Here is a 21,116-nt window from a genome sequence, read left to right as displayed (position 1 = left end):
GGCGGACGAAAAAAGCCCCGCTCACGGGGAGCGGGGCGCTGAAAAGCGGACGGGTTGCGGAAGGCGCTCAGACCTTTTCCCACTGGGCGGCAAAGAAGGCCTTGTCCTGGGCAAAGTGGGCGGGGTCGGATTCCTCCAGCAGACCGATGATCTCCGGCTTGGCTGCCTTCACGTTGCGCATGAGGGCGTCGTAGCACACAAGGCCGGTGCCCGGGCGCACGCATTTCTGGACTCCGTTGCTGTCAAAGACGCAGTCTTTCAGGTGCAGCACCGAGATCCGGTCCCCGTACAGGTCGAAGGCCTTCTGGATGACGGCGTTCTGCTCCTCCGGCGCGGCGGCCCAGGGCGCCACCAGGTTGGCGGCGTCCAGGATGACCTCCACCGCCGGGGAGGCGATGTCCTTGAGGAAGCGGTCCATCATCTCGGGGCTGCGCAGGGTGTGGTCGAACACCCCTTCCACGCCCACCGTCACCCCCAGGCGCTCGGCGGCGTCCACAATGGTGGAAAAGCTGTCCAGCAGGGTGCTGTAGCATTCGGCGCTGCGGGTGGCGTCGGTCACCGCCATGTCCGGGCTGTAGCGCCCGGTCTCGGTGCCCACCATGTCGGCGCTGCAGTGCTTGGCGTAGCGCAGCCGCTCCACAAAGCGGGCCACCTCCCCGGCGCGGGCGGCGGGGTCGGGGTTCACCGGGTTGATGTAGCAGCCCAGCACCGCCACATGCAGGTCCCGCCGGGCCAGTTCCCGGCCGATCTTGTGGGCAAAGCCCGCCGAATAGTGGCCGGTGGTGAAGTCGTAGTCGGAAAAACTCTTTTCAAAGGCCAGCTGCAGATGCTCCAGGCCCTGGTCCCGCATGGCATCCAGGGCTTCGGCCATGGGGGCGGGGCGGTAAGCATCGTGGGCACGCATACCAAACTGAATCATTGCAATCCCTCCTGACGGTCCAGGACAGCCGCGCCGATGATGCCGGCGGCGTTGCCCAGGCTGGCCAGTTCCAGCCGGGTGTTGCGGCGGGAATACCGGGAGTAGACCATGGGGGCCACCTTCCGGCGCAGGGGGTCCAGCAGCTGGGCCCCGGCCCCGCTGAGCCCGCCGCCGATGCACATCAGTTCGGGCTGCAGAACGTTGATGATGTTGGCCACGCCCTCGGCCAGATCGTCCAGGAAGGCGTCCAGCACCCGGGCGGCGGTCTCATCCCCCGCCTTGGCGGCGGCAAAGACCGCCCGCCCGTCGATGGGCCCCTGGGCCAGCAGGCTTTCGGGGGCATCGGCCGCCGCTTCCCGGGCACGCTGGACCAGGGCGGTGGCGGAGGCGTAGGCTTCCAGGCAGCCCTGGCGCCCGCAGGTGCAGGACCGGCCGCCGGTGTGGATGACCATGTGGCCCATCTCCCCGGCAGCGGCGTTGCAGCCGCTCCACAGGCGGCCGTTCAGGATGATGCCGCCGCCCACGCCGGTGCCCAGGGTCATGGCCACCATGCTGCTGACACCCTTGCCGCAGCCGGCCAGGTACTCGCCCCAGGCGGCGGCGCCGGCGTCGTTGGCGGCCAGCAGCCGGCAGGAGAACCGTTCCTGCAGCAGCCGCACAAAGGGCACGTTGTCAAACCCGAAGTTGTTGGCGTATTCCACCGTGCCTTCGGCCTGGTTCACGGTGCCGGGAATGCCGATGCCCGCGCAGCCCACGTCAGCTTCGGTCAGGCCGCGGTCGGCCAGCATCCGCACCACCAGGGCGTGGATGTCATCGGCCAGTTGTTCGGGGGTTTTGGGCAGGCCGGTGGGTTCGGAAACCTGGTACACCAGACGGAACGCTTCGTCTACCAGGCCGACGGCAATGTTGGTGCCGCCCAGGTCAATACCGATGTTATACATGGGGAACCTCCTGTTTTGCGGGCTGGCTGCGGGGGACCACCGCAAAGGTCTTGATTTCGTAGGGGCCGAATTCGGCGGTCACAACGCCGTTTTCCGCCGTAAGGGGAGTCTGCCGGTGTTCCAGCAGGTCACATTCCCACACTTCCAGGTCGGGGGCGCCCGCCAGCTCCCAGTGGACCCGGGTCTGCATGCCCGCGGCCTCGTACATGCGCAGGATGGTGGCGTCCTGGCTTTCGGCGTGCTTGAACACCTCGCAGAAGACGTTCTCCCGGTCGATGCGCACCTCCGGCCACAGGCCGGCGCTTTCGCCGCCGCGGCGGCCCAGCCAGGTCAGGGCGGGACGGTTCAGCCGGCCCGCTTCCCGCACCACCCCGCCGGTGCGGAAGTCGCCGGCATGGGGCATCAGGCTGTAGGTGAAGGTGTGGGTGCCGATGTCGGCGTCCGGCGCCGGGAACACCCCGGATTTGATCAGGGTCAGGGCCACCTGGGAATCCTTGGCGCTGTAGCCGTACTTGCTGTCATTGAGCAGGGCCGCGCCGTAGCCGCCGTCGGACACATCCAGCCAGCGGTGCATGCACATCTCGAACCGGGCCTGCTCCCAGCTGGTGTTGGTGTGGGTGGGCCGCTCCACGCTGCCGTACTGGATCTCGCACTGCAGCTTGCGGGTGAAGATGGCAAAGGGGAAGTGGACCTTGAGCAGCTGCTGGTGTTCCTGCCAGTTGACGGTGGTCTCAAAGTCGATGCGGGGGCTGTGGCCGTAGAAGATGATCTTCTGCTCGATGGTGGAGTTCAGGTACCGCAGCCGGGTGCGCACCACCCAGCGCAGCGGACCGGATTCCAGCAGCTCGGCGGGGCCGCAGGCCTCCGGGTCCCAGTGCTTGCGCACATAGGCTTCGTCGATGTTCCAGGCGTCGAACTCGTAGGGGCGGTCGTCGTACACCCGCAGATGGTTGCCGGCTTCCCCGGGGGCGAAGAGCTCCCGCTGGGCCTGCTCGTCATACAGCGAGTTCAGCCGGCCGTCCGGTTCGATCTGGGCCCGGTACCGCCCGGTGCGCACCAGCAGGGCGCCGTCGGGCAGGTATTCCGCCCGGGGCAGCGGCCGCCGGGGCAGTTCCTGCCGGGTCAGGGCCACCGCCTTGTGGCCCAGGGGCGGCAGGGCCTCCACCAGGCACAGGGCGGAACCGTCGGCGGTGCGCTGGCAGGGGGCACCCTCGGGGCGGGGGGCGTCGGCGGGCAGGGTGAGCAGCAGGTCCTGGGGATAGCTCAGGGGGTTCCAGGCCAGCAGGGTGTCGGCGGTGTCCACGCCGGCAGGCTGGCAGCCCGCCCGACGGCCCAGGGCATTCAGGGCTTCGGCCTGCAGGGCGGCGCACTCGGCCTTGACAAAAGTATACTCTCTTTCGGTCTGTTCGTAAACCTCCGCGATGCTGGACCCGGGCAGGATGTCATGGAACTGGTTCAGCAGGACCAGCTTCCAGGCATCGTGGAGCCGCTCGGCCGGGTAGGGGGTATCGCAGCACAGATGGGCGGTCTGGGCCAGCCATTCGGTGGCGGCCAGGTCCTCCTCGCACCGGCGGTTGTCCCGCTTGTTGGCGGCCTGGGAGGTGTAGGTGCCCCGGTGGAATTCCAGATAGAGCTCCCCGCTCCATTTGGGCAGGTCCTTGCCCTGCACTTCCTGTTCCAGGTCCTCAAAGAATTCCCGCACGCCGGAGAACCGCACCACCGGACAGCCGGGGACGCCCTGTTCCAGGCGGCGGCCCATCTCGATCATTTCCCGGGTGGTACCGCCGCCGCCGTCGCCGTATCCGTAGACGGTGAGCACCTTATGGCTGCAGGCCTTCTGCTGGTAGCGCTGCCAGCAGCCCATGATGTGGCGGGGATTTTCCAGCCCGTTGTAGGTGGTGCCCATGGGTTTGCGGCGCAGTTCCGGGTAGGGGTCGGCGTCGGCGGTGGTGATGAAGTGGGACAGCACCTGGGAACCGTCGATGCCCTCCCAGTACATGGTGTCGTAGGGGAAGAGGTTGCGCTCGTTCCAGGCGATCTTGGTGGTCATGAAATACCGCAGCCCGGTCTTGCGCATGATCTGGGGCAGGGCGGCGCTGTACCCGAAGACGTCGGGCAGCCAGAGCACCACATTGTCCCCGGTGCCGAACTCCTGCTCAAAGAACCGCTTGCCGAAAGCAATCTGCCGGATCAGGGATTCGCCGGAACTCAGGTTGCAGTCCGCTTCCAGCCACATGGCGCCTTCGGTCTCCCAGCGGCCCTCCGCCACCCGGCGGCGGATCTGGGCAAAGACTTCGGGGCAGTCCTCCTTGACGAACTCGTACAGCTGGGGCTGGCTGGACATGAATTTGTATTCGGGGTATTCGTCCATGAGGGACAGCACGGTGGAAAAGCTCCGCAGTGCCTTTTCCCGGGTCTGGCGCACCGGCCATTTCCAGGCCACGTCAATGTGGGTGTGGCCCACGCTGTACACCTGGGGGGCGTGGGCGTCGGGGTGGCCCAGCACCTCGGCGGCCAGCAGTTCCCGCACCCGGTGCAGGGAGGCCTCCCAGGCTTCGGGGCCGATGTTGCGCAGGTCCAGCAGGTCGGCGGCGCGGCACAGGGCCTGGAGCAGCCGGGTGCGGCGGTCGTCGTCGTCCCGCAGGCGGCAGGCGGTCTCAAAGGGGGCTTTCAGGTCATAGTAAGCGGCCTGGGCCAGGGGTTCGGGGATGCGGGCCCGCAGATGCAGGAAGTTGGATTTGCCCGCCGTGTTGCTGTACCCGTACAGCCGCAGGGCCACCACGGTGCCCGGTTCGGCCTTGTCGGTGAGCACCACCTCCCGGTGGTTCATGTCCAGGGCGCAGCGGAGCCTGCTGTCCACATAGGCCAGGAACTGGGGGTTGTCGGTGTTCCAGATATCGCTGGCCCCGGTCTCCAGCTCCGCCACCACCTGCCGCCCCCGGGCGGCTTCGGGCAGGGTGTAGTCGGCCCCGAAGCAGAAATGGGCGTCGGGACCGCCCCAGGTCTCGTCGGTGCCGAAGGGCGTCCAGGCGGCCATGTCTTCCAGCACCCGGCGGCGCTCACCGTAGCCGATGGCACACATCCGCACCCCGCTGATGGGGCCCAGCTCGGTGTACAGCCGGGGCTGCAGGTGATCCAGGGCGCTGTGCACGTATTTTTCCATCTCGGTCAGATTCATAGGGATTCTCCTAAAAAAAGAGGAGCACTGTTTCCCCTTGCTTGGAAAACAGCGCTCCCCGGTTTTGTCAGGCGTCGTGGTTGACGCGGATGCTGAGTTTGCGCTCGGTGGGGGTGTAGGCGTTGCAGTACACCGTGAAGCCGGCGGTGTTCACTTCCTCGCCGGAATAGTGGCCCTGGAACTCGTGTTCCCCGAAACCGGGGCCGATGGTGATGTGCTTGGCGCCGTCCCGCACCGTCAGGGTGCCGTCCCGCAGGATCAGGCCGGAACCGGCCTGGGCACGGATATTGAAGGCAGGATGGTCCAGGACCGTGTCCGCCGGGACACAGAACTCCACCCGCAGGGGCAGCCGGTCCAGACCCTCGGTCTTCAGGTGGAGGTCCAGCCCGTCGGGCTGCTCCACGATGTCCAGGGTGATGGTCAGCTGGCTGCTGATGAGCTTGTCACGGCTGGCGTGGTCCATCTGCCACCAGTCGGAGGTGGCGGGAGGCTCCTGGAAGGGCAGGTAATACCAGCCCTTGGCGGTGGCCTTCAGGGTGCAGCGGCCTTCCCCTACCTCGATGGTCTGGGGAATGAAGTTGCGGATATCGCAGTAGCTTTCCCCGATCTTCAGGTAGATCATGGTGGAGCCGCTCTTGAAGTACAGGAAGGCGCTCTTGCCGTTGAGGACCGTGTAGGTGTACTGGGGGTTCTGCACCCGCAGCACCCCGGCATGGTGGAAGAACTTGCGGTACTGCGCCGGGAACCCGCAATGGGTGAAGTGATGGTGCAGCATCTCGTCGTGGGCCATGATGATGTGCAGGCAGTCGGGCGCGATGTCGCCCCGGGTCATGTTGTCCCGGATGATGCGCTGGGCAGCGGCATCAAAGACCTCGTTCTCCTCATGGCTGCACATGTACAGGTACTGGTAGAAGTACTTGTCCGCGTATTCCAGCTTGCCCTGGTCCTGGCGGGTGGAGTTCTGGGTGAAAACGGTGCCGTCCGGGTCGATGTAGGTGAGCATCATGCTCAGGTTGCGGCGCACATAGCCCAGGAACTTGTCGTCCCCGGTGGCCTGGTACATGGCCATCATGGCGTTGTTGACCACCGCGTTGTAGTTGCCGGTGGAACGCTCGGCGTACTCGCCGTCCTCGTCCCCGTCAATGCCCTCGGCCAGGTACTGGCCGGCCCGGTCCCGCAGGCTCCGGGCAAAGTCGGCTTCGTCGGCAAAGAGGTTGGCGCCCTGGAGCAGGGCCGCCGCAATGCCCCAGCGATGGTTGGGGGTGTGGAAGCCGCCGTCCCGGATGGCCGGCAGGGCCTTGTGCATCAGGGCCAGATACCGCTGACGCAGTCCGGCGATCTGCTGGGAGCCGTCGTCGTACTTCACCAGGATGCGGTGGGTGGCGAACAGGCGCTTGAAGCAGAAGGAGGTATCCGGCGCCGGATGGAAGTTGCAGGTGGGGTAGTCAAAGCTGCCGTCCTCCCGCTGGGTGCGGGCCACAAAATCCAGGGCCAGACAGATGGCGTCATACAGGGCCGGGTCCTTGTGGTAGCGGCTGTCCGGGTTGAGCCAGACGGCCACCGCCGCGGCCAGGGCATAGATGGTGGGTTTGGCTTCCCACACATTGCTGCGCAGGCCGCCGTACTGCAGGTCCTGCTTGTCTTTGACCTGCATGGCCAGGAAATTCGCGGTGCGCTGCTCGGCGCCGGCGATGAGGTGTTGGATATAACGTTCCATGGTTTGCTCCTTGAGGGGATCAGCCCTTCACGCCGGTAGCGGCGATGCCGCCGGTGATGTACTTCTGCAGGAAGATGAAGATGATGATGACGGGCACGATGGACAACACCGAGGCGGACAGGATGGAGTTCCAGTCAACGCCCATGGTGCCGATGTAGCTCTTGACGGCGATCTGGATGGTGAAGTTCTTCTGATCGGACAACAGCATCAGGGGCAGGATGTAGTCATTCCAGCGCCACATGAAGGAGAAGATGGTCAGGGTGATGGTGACCGCACTGCCCAGAGGCAGCATGATCTTGCCGAAGATCAGCGCTTCGTTGGCGCCGTCGATACGGGCGGATTCGGCCAGTTCCAGGGGGATGGACATGTAGTGCTGGCGGTACATGAAGATACCGGTGGTGGTGGTGACCACGGGCAGGATGCAGCCCCAGATGTTGTTGTACAGGCCCATCTCGGACACAACGGTGAACTGGGCGATGGTCAGGATCTCACCGGGGATCAGGGTGCCCAGCAGGAAGACGGCGAACACCTTGTTGGTGTAGCTCAGTTCCTTGCGGTAGATGGCCAGGGCGTAGCCGCACATGGCACTGGTGATGACGGTGATGATGGTGCCCATGACAGCCAGGAACAGGCTGTTCTTGAAGTAGACAAAGATGCCGTCCTCCACAACGCTGAAGTAGGATTCAGCGGTGGGATTCTGGGGGAAAAGATGCAGGGGGTAGGCAAACAGCTCATTGGAAGGTTTGAAGGAGCTGAACAGCAGCCAGATGATGGGGAAAATGATCAGAAAAGCGACCAGAAGACCCACCAGGGTGACGACCACATTGGAAACGGTACGTTTTGCACTCTCGCCCATCAGATCTCGCCTCCTTTAGTTGCTTTGAACTGCACAACGGCAATGATGATGAAGACCAGGCTGACCAGAATGCCCAGAGCGGACGCGTAGCCGTACTTGTACTGGTTGAAGCCCTGATCGTAGATGTACTGCACAATGTAGGTGGTGGAGGTGCCGGGGCCGCCCAGAGAGATACCTTGGACCAACGCGTATTCCTTCAGGGAGGAGACGGTGGTCAGCAGCAGGACGATGAAGGTGGTGGGCATGAGCAGGGGCACCGTGATGCCGAAGAAGGCCTGGACCTTGCTGGCGCCGTCCACGCTGGCAGCCTCATACAGGTCGGGGGAGATGTTCTTGATGCCGCCGATGTACATGAGCATGTAGTAGCCGGCGGACACCCAGTTGGAGGCCACGCTGATGACGATGGTGGCCAGGGTGGGGTTCAGGGACCACTGCAGGGGCTGAATGCCGATGCCCTGCAGCAGGAAGTTGATCAGGCCGTATTCCTGGCCGAACATCCAGTTGATGGTGATACCGGCGACCAGCGCGGAGAACAGAACCGGGATGTAAACCAGGGTGCGCACCAGGGTGGTGCACTTCAGGCTCTTGGAGGTGACCAGAGTGGCCAGCAGCAGGGGGATGGCCACCTTGAAGGGCAGATTGCAGATGGTGTACAGCAGGGTCCGGCCCAGGGTCTTGTAGAAGTCGGCGTTGGTCAGGGCGGTGATGTAGTTCTTCAGGCCCACAAAGTCCATGGTCTTCCAGCCGTCATAGTTGGTGAAGGAAAACCAGATGCTCAGGAACAGCGGGATCATGAAGAAGAAGGTAAAGAGCAAAAGGGATGGCAGGACGAACATCCAGAAGGCGCCGGTGTGTTTCAGCGCCGTATTCTTTGTTTTGGTCATGACACTCTCCTAATTCGTGGCGGGCAAAATGCCCGTTGAAATTTTCAGGGAGTTGCCGCCGTGCGGCAACTCCCTGAAAACACTTGTGGCAACGGTCAGGTTGTCAGCTGCCGGATCAGTATGCCATCTCCCAGCCGGAAGCTTCGGCCAGTTCGGCAGCGAAGGTGTCCAGAGCTTCCTGGGCAGTCACTTCGCCGGCGACAGCGCGTTCCAGCGCATCGCGGTACTCGGCATCCTTATAGGTTCTCCAAGAGGAGGCTTCATCGGTCATGAAGGAATCGGTGACGTAGTTGGTCTCGTTCTGCATGATGGCGAAGTCTTCCTTGGCCTTATCGGTCTCGGGCTGATAGGAAACGTCGTTCATAACGGACAGGCCCTTGTGCAGCTGCAGGTAATCCTGGTAGTTGGAATGGTCGTCGCCGTACAGCCACTGGATGAACTGCTCAGCCAGTTCCACGTTCTCAGCATCCTTGGGGATGGCCAGAGCGGAACCGCCGATGATGGCGGACTGGCAGGTGGTGCCCATGGGGCTGGGCATGACGCCGAAGTCGAAGGAAGTGATCTCGGAGCTGAAGGTGTTGTAGTTCCAGCTGCCGGACAGCAGGATGGCGGCATCGCCGTTCTTGAAGTACTCAACCGGGTTGTCGGTGGTGCCGCCGGCCCAGATGGCCTTGGGCATGACTTCGTTGTTGGCCTGGACAAAGCGATCCAGGGTGGAAACGTTCTGCGGGCTGTTCAGAGTGACCTTGAAGGTGTCGCCGTCAGCTTCCACGATGGAGCCGCCGTTGGCGTACATCAGGATGTCGTAACGGGCGCGGGAAACGTCGGCGGCAAAGCCGTACTTCACGCCGGCCTTCTCCTGCAGGATGGCCGCATTCTCATACAGTTCATCCCAGGTCCAGGGATCCTCGATGGTCGGGGCTTCGATGCCGGCGGCCTCGAAGGCGTCCTTGTTGTAGAAGATGCAGGTGGTGGTGTACTGTTCCGGCACGCCGGTGATGGTGTCGGAGGTGTAGCTCTTGCCGACCAGCTTCAGGGCGTTCTCATTGAACAGGCTCAGGTCCAGCACGGTGGACATATCCACGAACTCGTCGGGATACAGCTGGTGCAGGAAGGTGGTGGCGCACAGGTCGGGCAGGTCCTTGTTCTTGGCCATGGAGGGGAACTTGGTGCGCATGTCATCATGGGAGATGATGATCTTCTCCACGGTGTTGCCGGTCTCGGCAGCCCAGGTGTCCAGGGCGTTGCCCAGAGCGTCGCCTTCGCCCGGTTCCTCGGACAGGGTGACCTTCAGGGTGCCGCCGGTGATGGGAGCGGACTCGGAGGTTTCTGCGGTGCCGGTGGAATTGGTGCTGGCAGAGCCAGAGCCGGAACCGGAGCTGCCGCAGGCGGCCAGAGAGGTCAGCATGGCTGCTGCCATGACCCCGGCCATGGTGTTTTTGATGAGCTTTTTCATTGTGGTTTCTCCTTTCAGTTTTTATCTAAAAAGCATTGGCTTTCCATAAAGAAGAGCATGGCCAGCGCCTGACCATAGGGCATGGGCTTGAGTTCGATGTTCTTGTAGAAATCCTTGGACTCACGGCCCATGGGGGTGCCGTAGGACACCTGATGGACAACGCCCTCTTCGTCGGTGTAGCCGATGATGGGCTCCAGGGCCCGCAGGGCGGGTTCGATCCAGCTTTCCTCGCCGAATCCCAGGGACACGCCTTTCAGGATGCCGTAGGCAAATCCGCAGGTGGCGCTGGATTCCACATAGGAATCGGGATCATCCACCACCGTGTGCCACATGCCGTTGGGCTCCTGGTACTGCAGCAGCGCTTCCACCTGATGGCGCCAGGTGGCGATGAGCAGCTTGCGCACCGCCGGCGTGCGGCCAGGGGCTGCCAGGAATTCGGGGATGGCGGCGGTGATCCAGCAGTTGCCCCGGCCCCAGAAGGCGGCGGCAAAGTGGCTCTTTTCCTTGAAAGACCAGCCGTGGTACCACAGCCCGGTCTTGCGGTCCGCCAGGTACTTGACGTGGAGCAGGAACTGGTATTCCGCTTCCTCGCAGTATTCCGGCCGGTTGAGCACCCGGCCCATGTTGTCCAAAAACAGCACGGTCATGAACAGGGTGTCGTCCCACAGTTCTCCTTCGTTGACCGAGTCGGAGGTGATGTGCTGCAGGCCGCCTTCCTTGGTACGGGGGAAATCCTTGTAGATCCATTCCGCCCATTCGCGGCAGGTGTCCCGGTACGCGGGCACATCCAGCTCGTCCAGCATGTAAGACAGGGGCAGCAGCGGGGTCACGGTGTTCACGTTCTTGCTGGGCAGCCCGATCTCGAACTGCTTGGCATAGTACCGGGCCAGAATGTTCTTGTACCGCTCATCCTTGGTCCGGTCGTACAGCTTCCAGACGCCGTACAGCCCCACACCCTGCGTCCATTCCCAGTGTTCATATTTGCGCAGGTCGTCATTCGCAAGGCTGTTGGTCTGCATGCCTTTGAGGAACTGTTCGTCGTCCTCATACAGAACTTTTTCGAAGCTTTGCAGGTATTGGTCGATGTAATGGCAAATATCCTGTTTGGTCGGTTTCATGTCTCTGTCCTCCTACACGCTTATGATACCATCCGGCCCACAAAAAACCTACGCGTTTTCGGCTTTCTTGGGGGTGAAGATATTGCGTATTTTGCGTTTTTTGAGTGATTCGCACACAAAAATGCAATAAGAGTCAAGACTTATAGGCAAAGTGTACAGCAAAAACCGGCCCAAAACTGTCAATTTGCCATGGAGCGGGTCTTGCGCATGAGGATGAGGTAGCAAAGATAGAACAGGATCATGCCCACCGGCAGGATGCCGAAGCTGACCCGGTAGCCGAAGGCGTCGATGGCGGCGCCGAACAGGGCGTTGAAGGCGATGTCCGCCAGGGTGGCCAGACTGATGATGCTGCCGGTGCGGGTGGCGGCCACGTTTTCCGGGTAGACCTGCTGGATGAGCAGCACCATGGTGGGATACAGCACCGAGATCAGGAACCCGGAAACGCCCAGGATCACCAGCCCGCTGCTGCCCAGCACCACGCCCAGCACGAAGAGCACGGTGCCGGCGCCGCCGAAGAGATACAGGCTCCGGCGGGCGCCCAGCTTCTGCACCGCGGGGGCCAGGACCAGACGGCCCAGGGTCATGCCGCCCCAGAACAGGGACAAAATGCCGGAAGCCCGGGCGGAGGGCATGTCAAAGGCGTTGATGCAGTAGGAGAGCAGCCAGTTCATGATGCCGTGCTCCCCGATGAAATAGAAGCCGAACATGGCCACAAAGAACCAGAAGACGCTGCGGGCGGGTTCCGGGCGGGCCTGCAGGGGCGCCGCGCCGGGGGCGTCCCCCTGGGCGGCGGGGGTGTGCTGGGGCACATACAGCCGGCTGAGCAGGATCAGGACGATGACGCCCGCCGCCAGCATGATGCCGTTGATGAGCTTCCAGCCGCCGAAGCTGAAGGCGTAGTTGCCCAGCAGGAACTGGCTGCCGCTGGTGCCGATGCCCTGCAGGAAGAAGAGGATGTTGACCATCAGCGGACCGTAGCCGAAAAAGACGGCGGGGGCCAGGATGTTCAGGGTGGTGTTGAGCAGGGTGGAGGCACCCAGGGCCAGGAACATGGTCAGCAGGATGGCGTAGTAGCTGTCGCTGACCAGGTTGATGATCAGGGCCAGCCCCCACAGGCAGATGGCCGCCGCCGTGACCTTCTTGCGGGGGAACACGTCCAGCAGCTTGCCGCCGATGCTCAGGAACAGCAGGTTGCCCGCGTAGCTCACCGTGACGATCATGGACAGCATGGTGTCGGTCAGGCCGTAGCGCTCCTGGAAGATGGGGGCGAAGATGCCCCGCAGGGCGTCGTTGATGCCCAGGGCCATCATCAGCAGCCCGAAGCAGAGCAGGGGCAGCCAGGGGCTCAGGCGTTTGGTTTGGGAATCGGTTTGGTTCATCATGAAGCTCCTTTCTGGAGATCAGCGGTCACCGCGGCCGCCCAGGATCAGGGTCCAGCGGGCGTGGAGTTCGGCACCGTCCAGGCGGTACTGCTCCTGCAGCTGGGGACCGCAGCTGTTGGAGCCCACCCCGCTCTGGTCCGCATCCAGGCAGAGGACGCAGTGGTCGGCGGGGGTCAGCTCCCAGGAATGGGCGGCAGCGGTCAGGGCCTCCTGGGTGTCAAAGCCGGCACTGAAGGCGAAGGGACGGTCGGAGGTGATCTTCAGGCCGCCGATGCGGGTGGGGTTGGTGAACACCACCTGGTCGCAGTCCCAGTGGCTGCCGTATTCCTGGGGCTTCAGGTAGGGACAGTGCAGCTCCCGCAGGTCCTGTTCAAAGGAGCCGTGCCAGCTGGCCTGATGCTTGTCCCGGTAGCTTTCCCCGGGGCCCATGCCCTGGTACGCCACATGGCAGAATTCCTTGGGCAGGAAGAACCGCAGCCCGAACCGGGGCAGGAAGGGAAACTCGGTGTCCCGTCGGGCGTCGATGTCCACCGTGATATTGCCTGCGCGGAGGATCGTCCAGGTGATGGTGCCCCGCACAAAGGCCTGACGGCTCACCGAGCCCAGAGAAAAGTCGGTGGCTATGATAATCTTGCCGAGCGAGTGGAGAATCCGGGTGCCGTAGGTGCGCAGCCGGGCCTGATCATACCCCGCATACTTCCACTGGGGCACCATCTCGATGTCGTTGTCGGTGGGGGCCCGCCAGACGTTGAACTGGATGGGCTGGTCCAGCAGCTGGATGCGGGAAGGTTTGTCCTCCATCCGGTCCAGGCTGCCGGCATAGGTGTCATAGCGGTAGAGGAAGTCCCCGCCGTCCACCGTGATGTAGCGTGCGTCCTCCTCCGCTACCAGGCAAGGGATGCCGTCAAGGCTTTCGGGCTCTGCCGGGGCGGTGCGCACACCGGCGGGCAGCTCGTCAAAGCCCAGCAGGGTGCCTTCGGGCTGGAGCAGGCCGGTGGACAGGTATTCCACCCGCCAGAAGCAGCGGCCGTACACATTCTCAGGCAGGGTCAGGGCCGGCAGTTCGGTCCAGGCATCCCCGTGGGGCGCCGCCGCCGGGGCGGGACAGTAGCCGCTTTGCAGGGTGCAGGTTCCGCAGGTCAGGGTCCAGCGCAGCTGCACCGCCTTTTCCAGACTGGTGAAGTCCAGCATGTTGCGCAGCAGCACCCGGCGGTTGTCCAGGTCCCCCTGCTGCAGCCGCACCGGGCGCCAGACGTTGCGGAATTCCAGCAGGTTGGGCTTGACCTCCCGCTCGGGGCTCACCAGGCCGTCCACGCAGAAGTTGCCGTCGTGGGGGTATTCGCCGCTGTCCCCGCCGTAGAGCAGGTGGCCTTCGGCGTCCCGCACCGCGTGGTCGCACCATTCCCACACAAAGCCGCCGCACAGGAAGGGATACCGCATGATCCGCTCGTGGTAGTCCTCCAGGTCTCCGGGGCCGTTGCCCATGGCGTGGGCGTACTCACACAGGATGAAGGGTTTGTGGTGGGCGGGCTGGGCGGCGGCGTAGGCGTCGATGTCCGCAAAATCCGGGTACATCCGGCTGTAAAAATCCAGGTCGCTGAAATCGTAATGGCTGCCCTCCGGCACATACCGGGCGCCCTCGTAGTGGCGCAGGCGGCTGGGATCCCGCTGGCGGGTCCAGCGCAGGGCGGCCTCAAAGGTGCAGCCGTAGGCGCACTCGTTGCCCATGGACCAGAACAGCACGCTGGGACGGTTCTTGTCCCGCTCCACGCACCGCTGCACCCGGTCCACCGTGGCCTCGGTCCAGTCGGGGTTGTCCGCAATGGGCTGGTTCCACCGGTTCAGGTGGGTGGTCCAGTTGTTCTCCTTCTTGTACACCTGGTCGGTGCCGTGGCTCTCGTCGTCCGCTTCGTCCATGATGTAGAAGCCGTACCGGTCATACAGCCAGTAATACTGGGGGCTGTTGGGGTAGTGGCTGGTGCGGATGGCGTTGACGTTGTGGGCCTTCATCAGCTGCAGGTCCCGCTCCATCTGCTGGCGGGAGATGGTGTACCCGGTGTCCGGGTCGGAGTCGTGACGGTTGACCCCGTGGAGCTTGATGGCCTGCCCGTTGAGCATCAGGCGGGTGTTTTCCACCCGCACCTCCCGCAGGCCCACCTGCTCGGTGATGCATTCCCCGGCCGTGCGCATGACCAGCTGGTAGAGGTAGGGGTCCTCCCCGCACCAGAGATGGGGCTGTGCCACCTGGGCGGTGAATTCGGGACCTTCGGCGGTGCCCTGGTCCACCACGGCGCCGTCGGCGTCCAGCAGCTGCCAGTCCACCGGCACGGGGGCATCGTCCAGATACTGCAGCTCCACCCGCACCGCGGCATGGTCGGCGTGGCCGGGGGTCACCCCTTCCAGGCTGGTGTGCAGGAAATAGTCCCGGATGCCGGTTTCGGGGCGCAGCAGCAGGAACACATCCCGGAAGATGCCGCTCATGCGGAACTTGTCCTGGTCCTCCATATAGCTGCCGTCGCACCACTTGAGCACCAGCACCCGCAGCTCGTTCTTGCCGGGATGGAGCAGGTCGGTGATGTCGAATTCGCTGGTGGAGTGGGAGACCTGGGAGTAGCCCACAAATTCCGTGTTCACCCACAGGTAGAAGCAGGAATCCACCCCTTCAAAGTCCAGCCACACCCGGGGCGTGTCCGGACGGGGGGTATATATAAAGGTACGGCGGTACAGCCCGCAGGGATTCTCCCGGGGAACATAGGGCGGGTCGAAGGGGAAGGGGTACCGGGTGTTCACATACTGGTGGTGGTCCACCCCGTAGTTCTGCCACACGGCGGGCACCGGTACGGAGCGCCATTCCTTGGGGGAGGGGCAGGAAAAGGGGGCCAGACGTTTGGCAATGGCGGGATCTTCCGAGCTGATGTCCGTAAAGGAATCATACCAGCAGAAATCCCAGGTGCCGTTGAGGGAGAGGAACCGGTCGGAGCACTCCCGTTCCAGGGAGTAGGGGCCGGGGCCCGCCGCGGGGATGTAATAGGCGCGGTTGGGCAGGGTGTTCAGATGCAGTTGGTGCGGGTCCTGGTGACAGATGGGAATCGACGACATGGCACAGCCTCCTTGGAAAGAAAGAGTGGTGGCTCCTGCCCGCTGCACGGGCAGAAACATCTAGCTTGAGTATACTGGACAAATTCGCTAACAACAAGCGTATTTTTGCCGAATTTACCATTTTTCATTGCATTTTATGCGGTTTTATGGTATGTTGGGCTTAATGAGAACCCAGTGGCGATCCCGTTGGCCGGGGGAAAGGAGGGGAAGGGAAGATGAAATATTATCACAACTCACCTTTGCTGTATGAGAAGGGATTCTCGGTGGAGGTGTGTGACGCGGACAGCTTTGCCCAGGCGTCCACCTACTATTACTTCGACTACGATGAGCGCAACCATTCCATCAACATGGAGTTCCCCCACTTTCATCTGTACTATGAGATGATGATCCTGCTCAGCCCCAAGGCCTACCACTTTGTCAAGGGCAAACGGTACGACATCGTGGCCAACGACATCGTGCTGCTGCCGCCCTCCACCCTGCATCAGTCGGAATATCTGCCCGGGCCGCCCAGCGACCGCATCATCATCGGGTTCCTGCCGCCCCGGTCCGCCGGCTACTATGAACCGGGCTACCAGCGGCTGCTGTCCATCTTTGATGAAAACAGCCCCATCCTGCGCTTTCACCGGGAACAGCAGAACGCCATCTTCCAGCCGCTGAACGAGCTGGCGGAAGCCTGCCAGAACGAGCGGGACCGCAGCGTGCGGGACCTGATGATCCACACCAAGTTCACCGATTTCCTCACCCGGCTGTATCTGGCCCGGGGCAACAACCAGTACGCCCCCAATGTGCAGAACGGCATCAAGGAAAAGATCTACAACATCGCCAACTACATCCAGACCCATTACTGCGAGGACCTGTCCCTGAAACAGCTGGCGGACTGCTTCTATGTCAGCCCGTACTATCTGTCCCACCTGTTCAAGGAGGTCACCGGCTACACGGTGGTGCAGTACATCCAGCTCACCCGCATCAAGAACGCCCAGTTCCTGCTGCTCAACTCGGACACCCGCATCACCCAGATCGCGGCCCAGACGGGCTTTTCCAGCTTTTCCCAGTTCAACCGGGTGTTCCACAAGTTCTGCGGGGTCTCCCCCTCGGACTACCGCCTGTCCACCCAGCACACCCCCTACAGCGCCGAAAAGAGCATGTGAGCGCCCTTTTCCGGCATCACGAAAAAAAACAAAGGCACCGGAGCCGGGCTTCGGTGCCTTTTGCTGTATTTGCAGGGGAGGAAAGAGGGGGATCAGCCCACCACGGTCACGCTGGTGATGTGGGGGTTGACGCCTTCGTACCAGTACAGGAAGCCTTCCATGTCGATGGTCTGGCCCACTTCCAGGTTCTTGACGGCGGCATACACATCGGTGGTGTTGTCGCACAGATAGCTCTCGATGGTGAAGGTGTAGGTCTGGCCGTTGCAGGAAGCGTTGAAGTACAGGTCATCGCCGTCGGTGCCGGAGCCGTCCCAGTTGTACAGGAACGCGTACTCCTCGTCGGAACCTTCCACGGTGGAGGGCTCCACGGTCAGGCCCTTGAAGCTGACCAGCTCGTTCTGGTGGTCGATGAGTTCATCGGTGCCCAGCAGGTCGGTCACGTCCAGGGGCTGGGCGATGAAGGGCTCGGCGTCGGCCACGATCTCAAAGGTGCCGTCGGTGATCTCCACCTCGCCGGACCACTCGCTCTTGTAGCCGGTGACCCGGATGCAGGTGCCCGGGGTCAGCTTGGCGTAGTCTTCCTCCGAGCAGGCCATGTTGTACAGGAAGTAGGCGCCGTCCTCGCTCTGGGCGTAGACGGTGGCCTGGTCTTCCCACCAGGACTGCTTGGCCTGGACGTAGGTCTCGATGGTGACTTCGGTGTCCACATCGGCGGCCATGTACTCCTCATGGGTCAGCACGGTGCCGGCCGCGGCAGCGGTGTCGGCGGTGGCGGCTTCGCTCTCGGAAGCGGCAGCGGACTCGGACGTGGTGTCGGCGGTGGACTCGGACGGGGCAGAAGAGCTCTGACCGGCGCAGGCGGTCAGGGAAGCGATCATGCCGAACGCCACCAGCAGGCTAAGAATCTTTTTCATTGTTGTTCCCTCCTAAAGGTAGGCCGGGGCATCCCTCGCGCCCCGGACAGTTCCATTATAGCCCAACGGGGCAAAAAATCAACAGATTGGGGCGTCTTGTCATTTTTTGAAAGATTTTCCTGCCGGTTTTTTCCGGGCCCGCACCCGGCGCAGCACCACACAGGCCAGGATGCCCGCCCAGGCCGCGGCCAGGGCGCCCAGCAGGGCCACCGCGGTGGGGGGCAGGAGCCCCAGGTCCGCCTTGCCCGCCATGGCGGAGGTCTGGTCCAGGTGGTACAGGGCCACCGTGTCGGTGTACAGGTCCTGGATGTAGGCGTCATCCACCGTCTGGCTGCGGCGCACGCTCTTGGTCACGCTCTCGATGAGGGAGCCCGCCGCGTCCCGCAGGGAGGCGGAACCGTTGAACACCGGGGTCACAAAGGTGTTGTCCAGGTTGTCCAGCAGCAGCTGTACCGCCGCCAGCTTGACGGCGTAGTGGGTGTCGTCGTCCTCCCCGGCCCGGGAAAGGTAGTCCTGGTAGGCCGGGTCATTCTGGGCCTTGGTGGTCACCGGCACATAGCCTTCGGTCTCGGAGTAGGCGATCTGCACATCATTGGTCAGAAGATACTGGGCAAACAGCCAGGAGGCCAGCACCTCCTGGGGGTCGTCCTTGTTGAAGATACACACCGACGGCCCCTGGGAGATCATCTGGGGATGGTCCGGGTCAAACTGGGGCACCATCCGCACGGCGGTCTCAAAGTTGACCACCTTGTCCGGGGCAATGTCCATCAGAGGGGCGCTGCTGCCCATCCAGGTGGAGCCGGCGGTGGAGTCCACCGCAAAGACGCACTGTCCGGCGTTCAAAAAGTTGGCGGGATAGCCCGACAGCTTGAAGGTGGAGAAGGCCCCGTCCGCCGTGTACCCCGCAATGCCTTTCAGAAGGTCGGTGGTCACGTCGTTGAACAGTTCGATCTCCCCGCTCTGGGTGGAGTAGCCCGCTCCCTTCTGCTTGAGCATCTGGATCATCATGTTGTCGGTGGATTTGTACAGGAAGGGCACCATGACCTTCTGCCCGTTGAGGGCGTAGGTGCCGTCGGCGTTCTGCTTGGCTGCCGCCTCGGACACCTCCCACACAAAGTCCCAGGTGAGCACATCGGGCAAGGTGTAGCCCAGGGCTTCCACATAGGTTTTGTTCACATAGCAGGCCTCGGTGGAGCGCATGAAGGGCAGGGCGTAGCAGGTATCCCCCAGGTGGCATTCCTGCCAGAACTGGGGTACGATCTCACTCTGGGTGGGACCGTCGAATTTCAGGGCGCTGCCCCCCAGCCCGTACTCCGGGTCGGCAGCCAGGTCGTCCAGGGGCACAACCACATTGTCCCCGGTGAGGTAGGTGGCAATGTGGTCGGGGTAGGTGATGCAGACATTGGGGGTGGTGCCGGTGGAGATGTTGGTGATGACGTCGTTGTAGATGTCCCCGTAGTCGGTGTACAGCCGCAGGGTCACGGTGATGTTGGGGTACAGCGCCTGGAAGTCCTCGATGGCCTTTTTATAGATGTCGGTCTGGGTCTTGTTGGTGTCGTTCTTGGCCCAGAAGGTGATCTCGTAGTTCTGGCTCTCGTCAAAGGAATCCGGCACCGCAAAGGCGGCCCGCTCCTGGCTGCCGTGGCACCCGGCCAGCAGGCCGGCGCACAGCACCCCGGCCAGCACCGCCCCCAGGGGGCGCAATAACCGATGGTTCATCCTTTCAACCCTCCTCTGGAAGCGCCTTCCATGATCTTGTTGCGGAAGGCCAGGAACAGCAGCACCAGCGGCACCGAGATGACCACCACGGCGGCCATCATGGCGGGGACGTTCTCCCGGCCGAAGCCCTCTTCCCGGATCTGCTGGATGCCGTTGGACACCAGGAAGTAGGCCTGGTCGTCGGTGATGAGCCGGGGCCAGACGTAGGAGTTCCAGCACTCGATGAGTTTCAGGATGGTGATGGTGACGATGGTGGGCCGGCAGATGGGCACCATGACCTTCCACAGATATTTCAGGTCGGAGGTGCCGTCCACCTTGGCGGCCTTGTACAGCTCCTCGGGCACCTGCTCAAAGTTCTCCTTTAATAAATAAATGTAGAACACCGAGGTGATGGAGGGCAGGATCAGACCGGGAAAGCTGTTGCGCATGTCCAGGTTGGTGATGGTCACAAAGTTGGTGATGACCACCAGCTCGTTGGGGATCATCATCATGGACAGAAACAGCCCGAAAACGAAATCCCGGCCCCGGAACCGCAGGCGGGCAAAGGCGTAGGCGGCCAGGGTGCTCACCACCACCATGACCGCGGTGGTGATGACCGCAAAGATCAGGGTGTTCAGCAGATACCCGCCCAAAGGCACGGCGGTAAACGCCTGCCTGTAGTTGTCCAGAGTGGGGGAGAGGGTGAAGAAGGAGGGCACATACTCCGAGTTGTAGGCGCTGTAGCTTTTGACCGAGGTGAGCACCATCCAGTAAAAGGGGAAGAGCACCACCACGGCCCAGATGCTCAGGGCCAGGTAGGTCAGGGCCTTGAGAAAGCCGTTTTTCCGTCCGGCGGCCTTGCGGCGGGCCTCAAATTCGGTGTGGGTCATTGGATATGCACGCCTCCTTCCGAAACCCGGCGGCTGATGAGCAGGTTGATGCAGGTGATGGTCAGCACGATGACGAACAGGATGATGGCCGCCGCCGATGCGTAGGAGGGATAGCCGCCGCTGTCCCCGTAGAGCATGTCGTACACATAGCCCACGATGGTGTTCATCCCGGCGGCGTTCAGGTCGGTGCCGAAGAGGGCCACCGCGTCACTGTAGGCCTTGAAGGCGCCGATGAAGCCGGTGATGACCAGGTACACCAGCATGGGGGCGATCATGGGCAGGGTGATGCGGAAGAAGATGCGGGCGCGGGAGGTGCCGTCCACCCGGGCGGCCTTGTAGTAGTCCGGGTTCACCGAGGCCAGCGCCCCGGTGAGTACCAGGATCTTGAAGGGCATGACCACCCAGATGGTGTAAAAGCAGAGGACGAACATCTTGGCCCAGTGGGGACCGTTGATGAAGTCGATGGGGCCGGCGCCGAACCAGCGGAGCATCAGGTTCACCAGGCCGTCGGTGTACTCGGTTTTCTGGAAGAGCACCATGAACACCAGGCCCACGGCCAGGGTGTTGGTGACGTAGGGCAGGAAGTAGATGGTCTGGTAGAGGTTGCGCAGAGGCCGGATGGAAGCCAGCGCCGCCGAGATGGCCAGGGCCAGCCCGGTGGACACCGGCACCGTGATGATGACCAGCACAAAGGTGTTCTGCACCGCCTGCAGGAAGTAGGGGTCGTGGAGCACATAGGAGTAGTTGTACCATCCCGTGCCCCAGTAGCTCTGGGAGGCAAAGTTGAAGCCTTCCTCAAAGGAATAGATCAGCACGTCGATGACCGGGTAGACCAGGAACACCGCCAGCAGTGCGGCGGCGGGCAGCAGGTACAGCCAGGCCTTGCGGGAAGAGCGGTCCATGCACCGGCCCCCTT

15 protein-coding genes are annotated in these 21,116 nt (G+C 62.9%); 1 reads left to right on the top strand and 14 read right to left on the bottom strand.

Going from position 1 to position 21,116, the window contains the following annotated elements:
• Positions 1-67: 67 nt before the first annotated feature.
• From AC127K_RS06455 to AC127K_RS06410, 10 genes are all read right to left on the bottom strand, one after another.
• Entirely contained in the window at positions 68-919 is an 852-nt protein-coding gene (locus tag AC127K_RS06455) for a sugar phosphate isomerase/epimerase family protein (protein ID WP_483722016.1), read from the bottom strand.
• On the bottom strand, positions 916-1,860 hold the full coding sequence (locus AC127K_RS06450) for an ROK family protein (protein ID WP_483722015.1): 945 nt from the start codon (positions 1,858-1,860) through the stop codon (positions 916-918). Before AC127K_RS06450 ends, AC127K_RS06455 begins: the two co-directional genes overlap by 4 nt.
• Entirely contained in the window at positions 1,853-5,038 is a 3,186-nt protein-coding gene (locus AC127K_RS06445; protein ID WP_483722014.1) for an alpha-mannosidase, read from the bottom strand. Before AC127K_RS06445 ends, AC127K_RS06450 begins: the two co-directional genes overlap by 8 nt.
• A gap of 67 nt (positions 5,039-5,105) precedes the next feature.
• Complete coding sequence (locus AC127K_RS06440; RefSeq protein ID WP_294539258.1) at positions 5,106-6,755, bottom strand: hypothetical protein; 1,650 nt, start codon at positions 6,753-6,755, stop codon at positions 5,106-5,108.
• Between the two features lie 19 nt (positions 6,756-6,774).
• The gene (locus AC127K_RS06435) at positions 6,775-7,611 is read right to left on the bottom strand and encodes a carbohydrate ABC transporter permease (RefSeq protein WP_483722013.1); all 837 of its coding nucleotides are present in this window, start codon (positions 7,609-7,611) and stop codon (positions 6,775-6,777) included.
• Entirely contained in the window at positions 7,611-8,495 is an 885-nt protein-coding gene (locus AC127K_RS06430; protein ID WP_294539252.1) for a carbohydrate ABC transporter permease, read from the bottom strand. Before AC127K_RS06430 ends, AC127K_RS06435 begins: the two co-directional genes overlap by 1 nt.
• Positions 8,496-8,610: 115 nt before the next feature.
• Positions 8,611-9,951: an ABC transporter substrate-binding protein gene (locus AC127K_RS06425; RefSeq protein WP_483722012.1), complete on the bottom strand. Its 1,341-nt coding sequence runs from the start codon at positions 9,949-9,951 to the stop codon at positions 8,611-8,613.
• A 14-nt stretch (positions 9,952-9,965) separates the two neighbouring features.
• Positions 9,966-11,069 (bottom strand): beta-galactosidase BglB, encoded by a 1,104-nt coding sequence (gene bglB / locus AC127K_RS06420; protein WP_294539246.1) that lies wholly within the window; start codon positions 11,067-11,069, stop codon positions 9,966-9,968.
• Positions 11,070-11,248: 179 nt separating this feature from the next.
• On the bottom strand, positions 11,249-12,451 hold the full coding sequence (locus tag AC127K_RS06415; protein ID WP_294539243.1) for an MFS transporter: 1,203 nt from the start codon (positions 12,449-12,451) through the stop codon (positions 11,249-11,251).
• An 18-nt stretch (positions 12,452-12,469) separates the two neighbouring features.
• Positions 12,470-15,550: a glycoside hydrolase family 2 TIM barrel-domain containing protein gene (locus AC127K_RS06410; protein WP_483722011.1), complete on the bottom strand. Its 3,081-nt coding sequence runs from the start codon at positions 15,548-15,550 to the stop codon at positions 12,470-12,472.
• Between the two features lie 215 nt (positions 15,551-15,765).
• Here AC127K_RS06410 and AC127K_RS06405 point away from each other — a divergent pair, with 215 nt between their 5' ends.
• Positions 15,766-16,698 carry an AraC family transcriptional regulator gene (locus AC127K_RS06405; protein WP_294539237.1) on the top strand — a complete coding sequence of 311 codons (933 nt, stop codon included), beginning with the start codon at positions 15,766-15,768 and terminating at the stop codon, positions 16,696-16,698.
• A gap of 92 nt (positions 16,699-16,790) precedes the next feature.
• Here the strand turns inward: AC127K_RS06405 and AC127K_RS06400 are convergent, their stop codons facing one another.
• From AC127K_RS06400 to AC127K_RS06385, 4 genes are all read right to left on the bottom strand, one after another.
• Positions 16,791-17,612, bottom strand: a complete 822-nt coding sequence (locus AC127K_RS06400; RefSeq protein WP_483722010.1) for a hypothetical protein — start codon at positions 17,610-17,612, stop codon at positions 16,791-16,793.
• 99 nt (positions 17,613-17,711) lie between these two features.
• Positions 17,712-19,331 (bottom strand): ABC transporter substrate-binding protein, encoded by a 1,620-nt coding sequence (locus tag AC127K_RS06395; protein WP_483722009.1) that lies wholly within the window; start codon positions 19,329-19,331, stop codon positions 17,712-17,714.
• Positions 19,328-20,200 carry a carbohydrate ABC transporter permease gene (locus AC127K_RS06390; protein ID WP_483722008.1) on the bottom strand — a complete coding sequence of 291 codons (873 nt, stop codon included), beginning with the start codon at positions 20,198-20,200 and terminating at the stop codon, positions 19,328-19,330. Before AC127K_RS06390 ends, AC127K_RS06395 begins: the two co-directional genes overlap by 4 nt.
• Positions 20,197-21,102, bottom strand: a complete 906-nt coding sequence (locus AC127K_RS06385; RefSeq protein WP_483722007.1) for a carbohydrate ABC transporter permease — start codon at positions 21,100-21,102, stop codon at positions 20,197-20,199. Before AC127K_RS06385 ends, AC127K_RS06390 begins: the two co-directional genes overlap by 4 nt.
• Between the last annotated feature and the right edge of the window lie 14 nt (positions 21,103-21,116).

The organism is Subdoligranulum sp. DSM 23681 (genome assembly GCF_057005535.1).
This window is presented reverse-complemented; position numbering and strand designations above follow the sequence as displayed.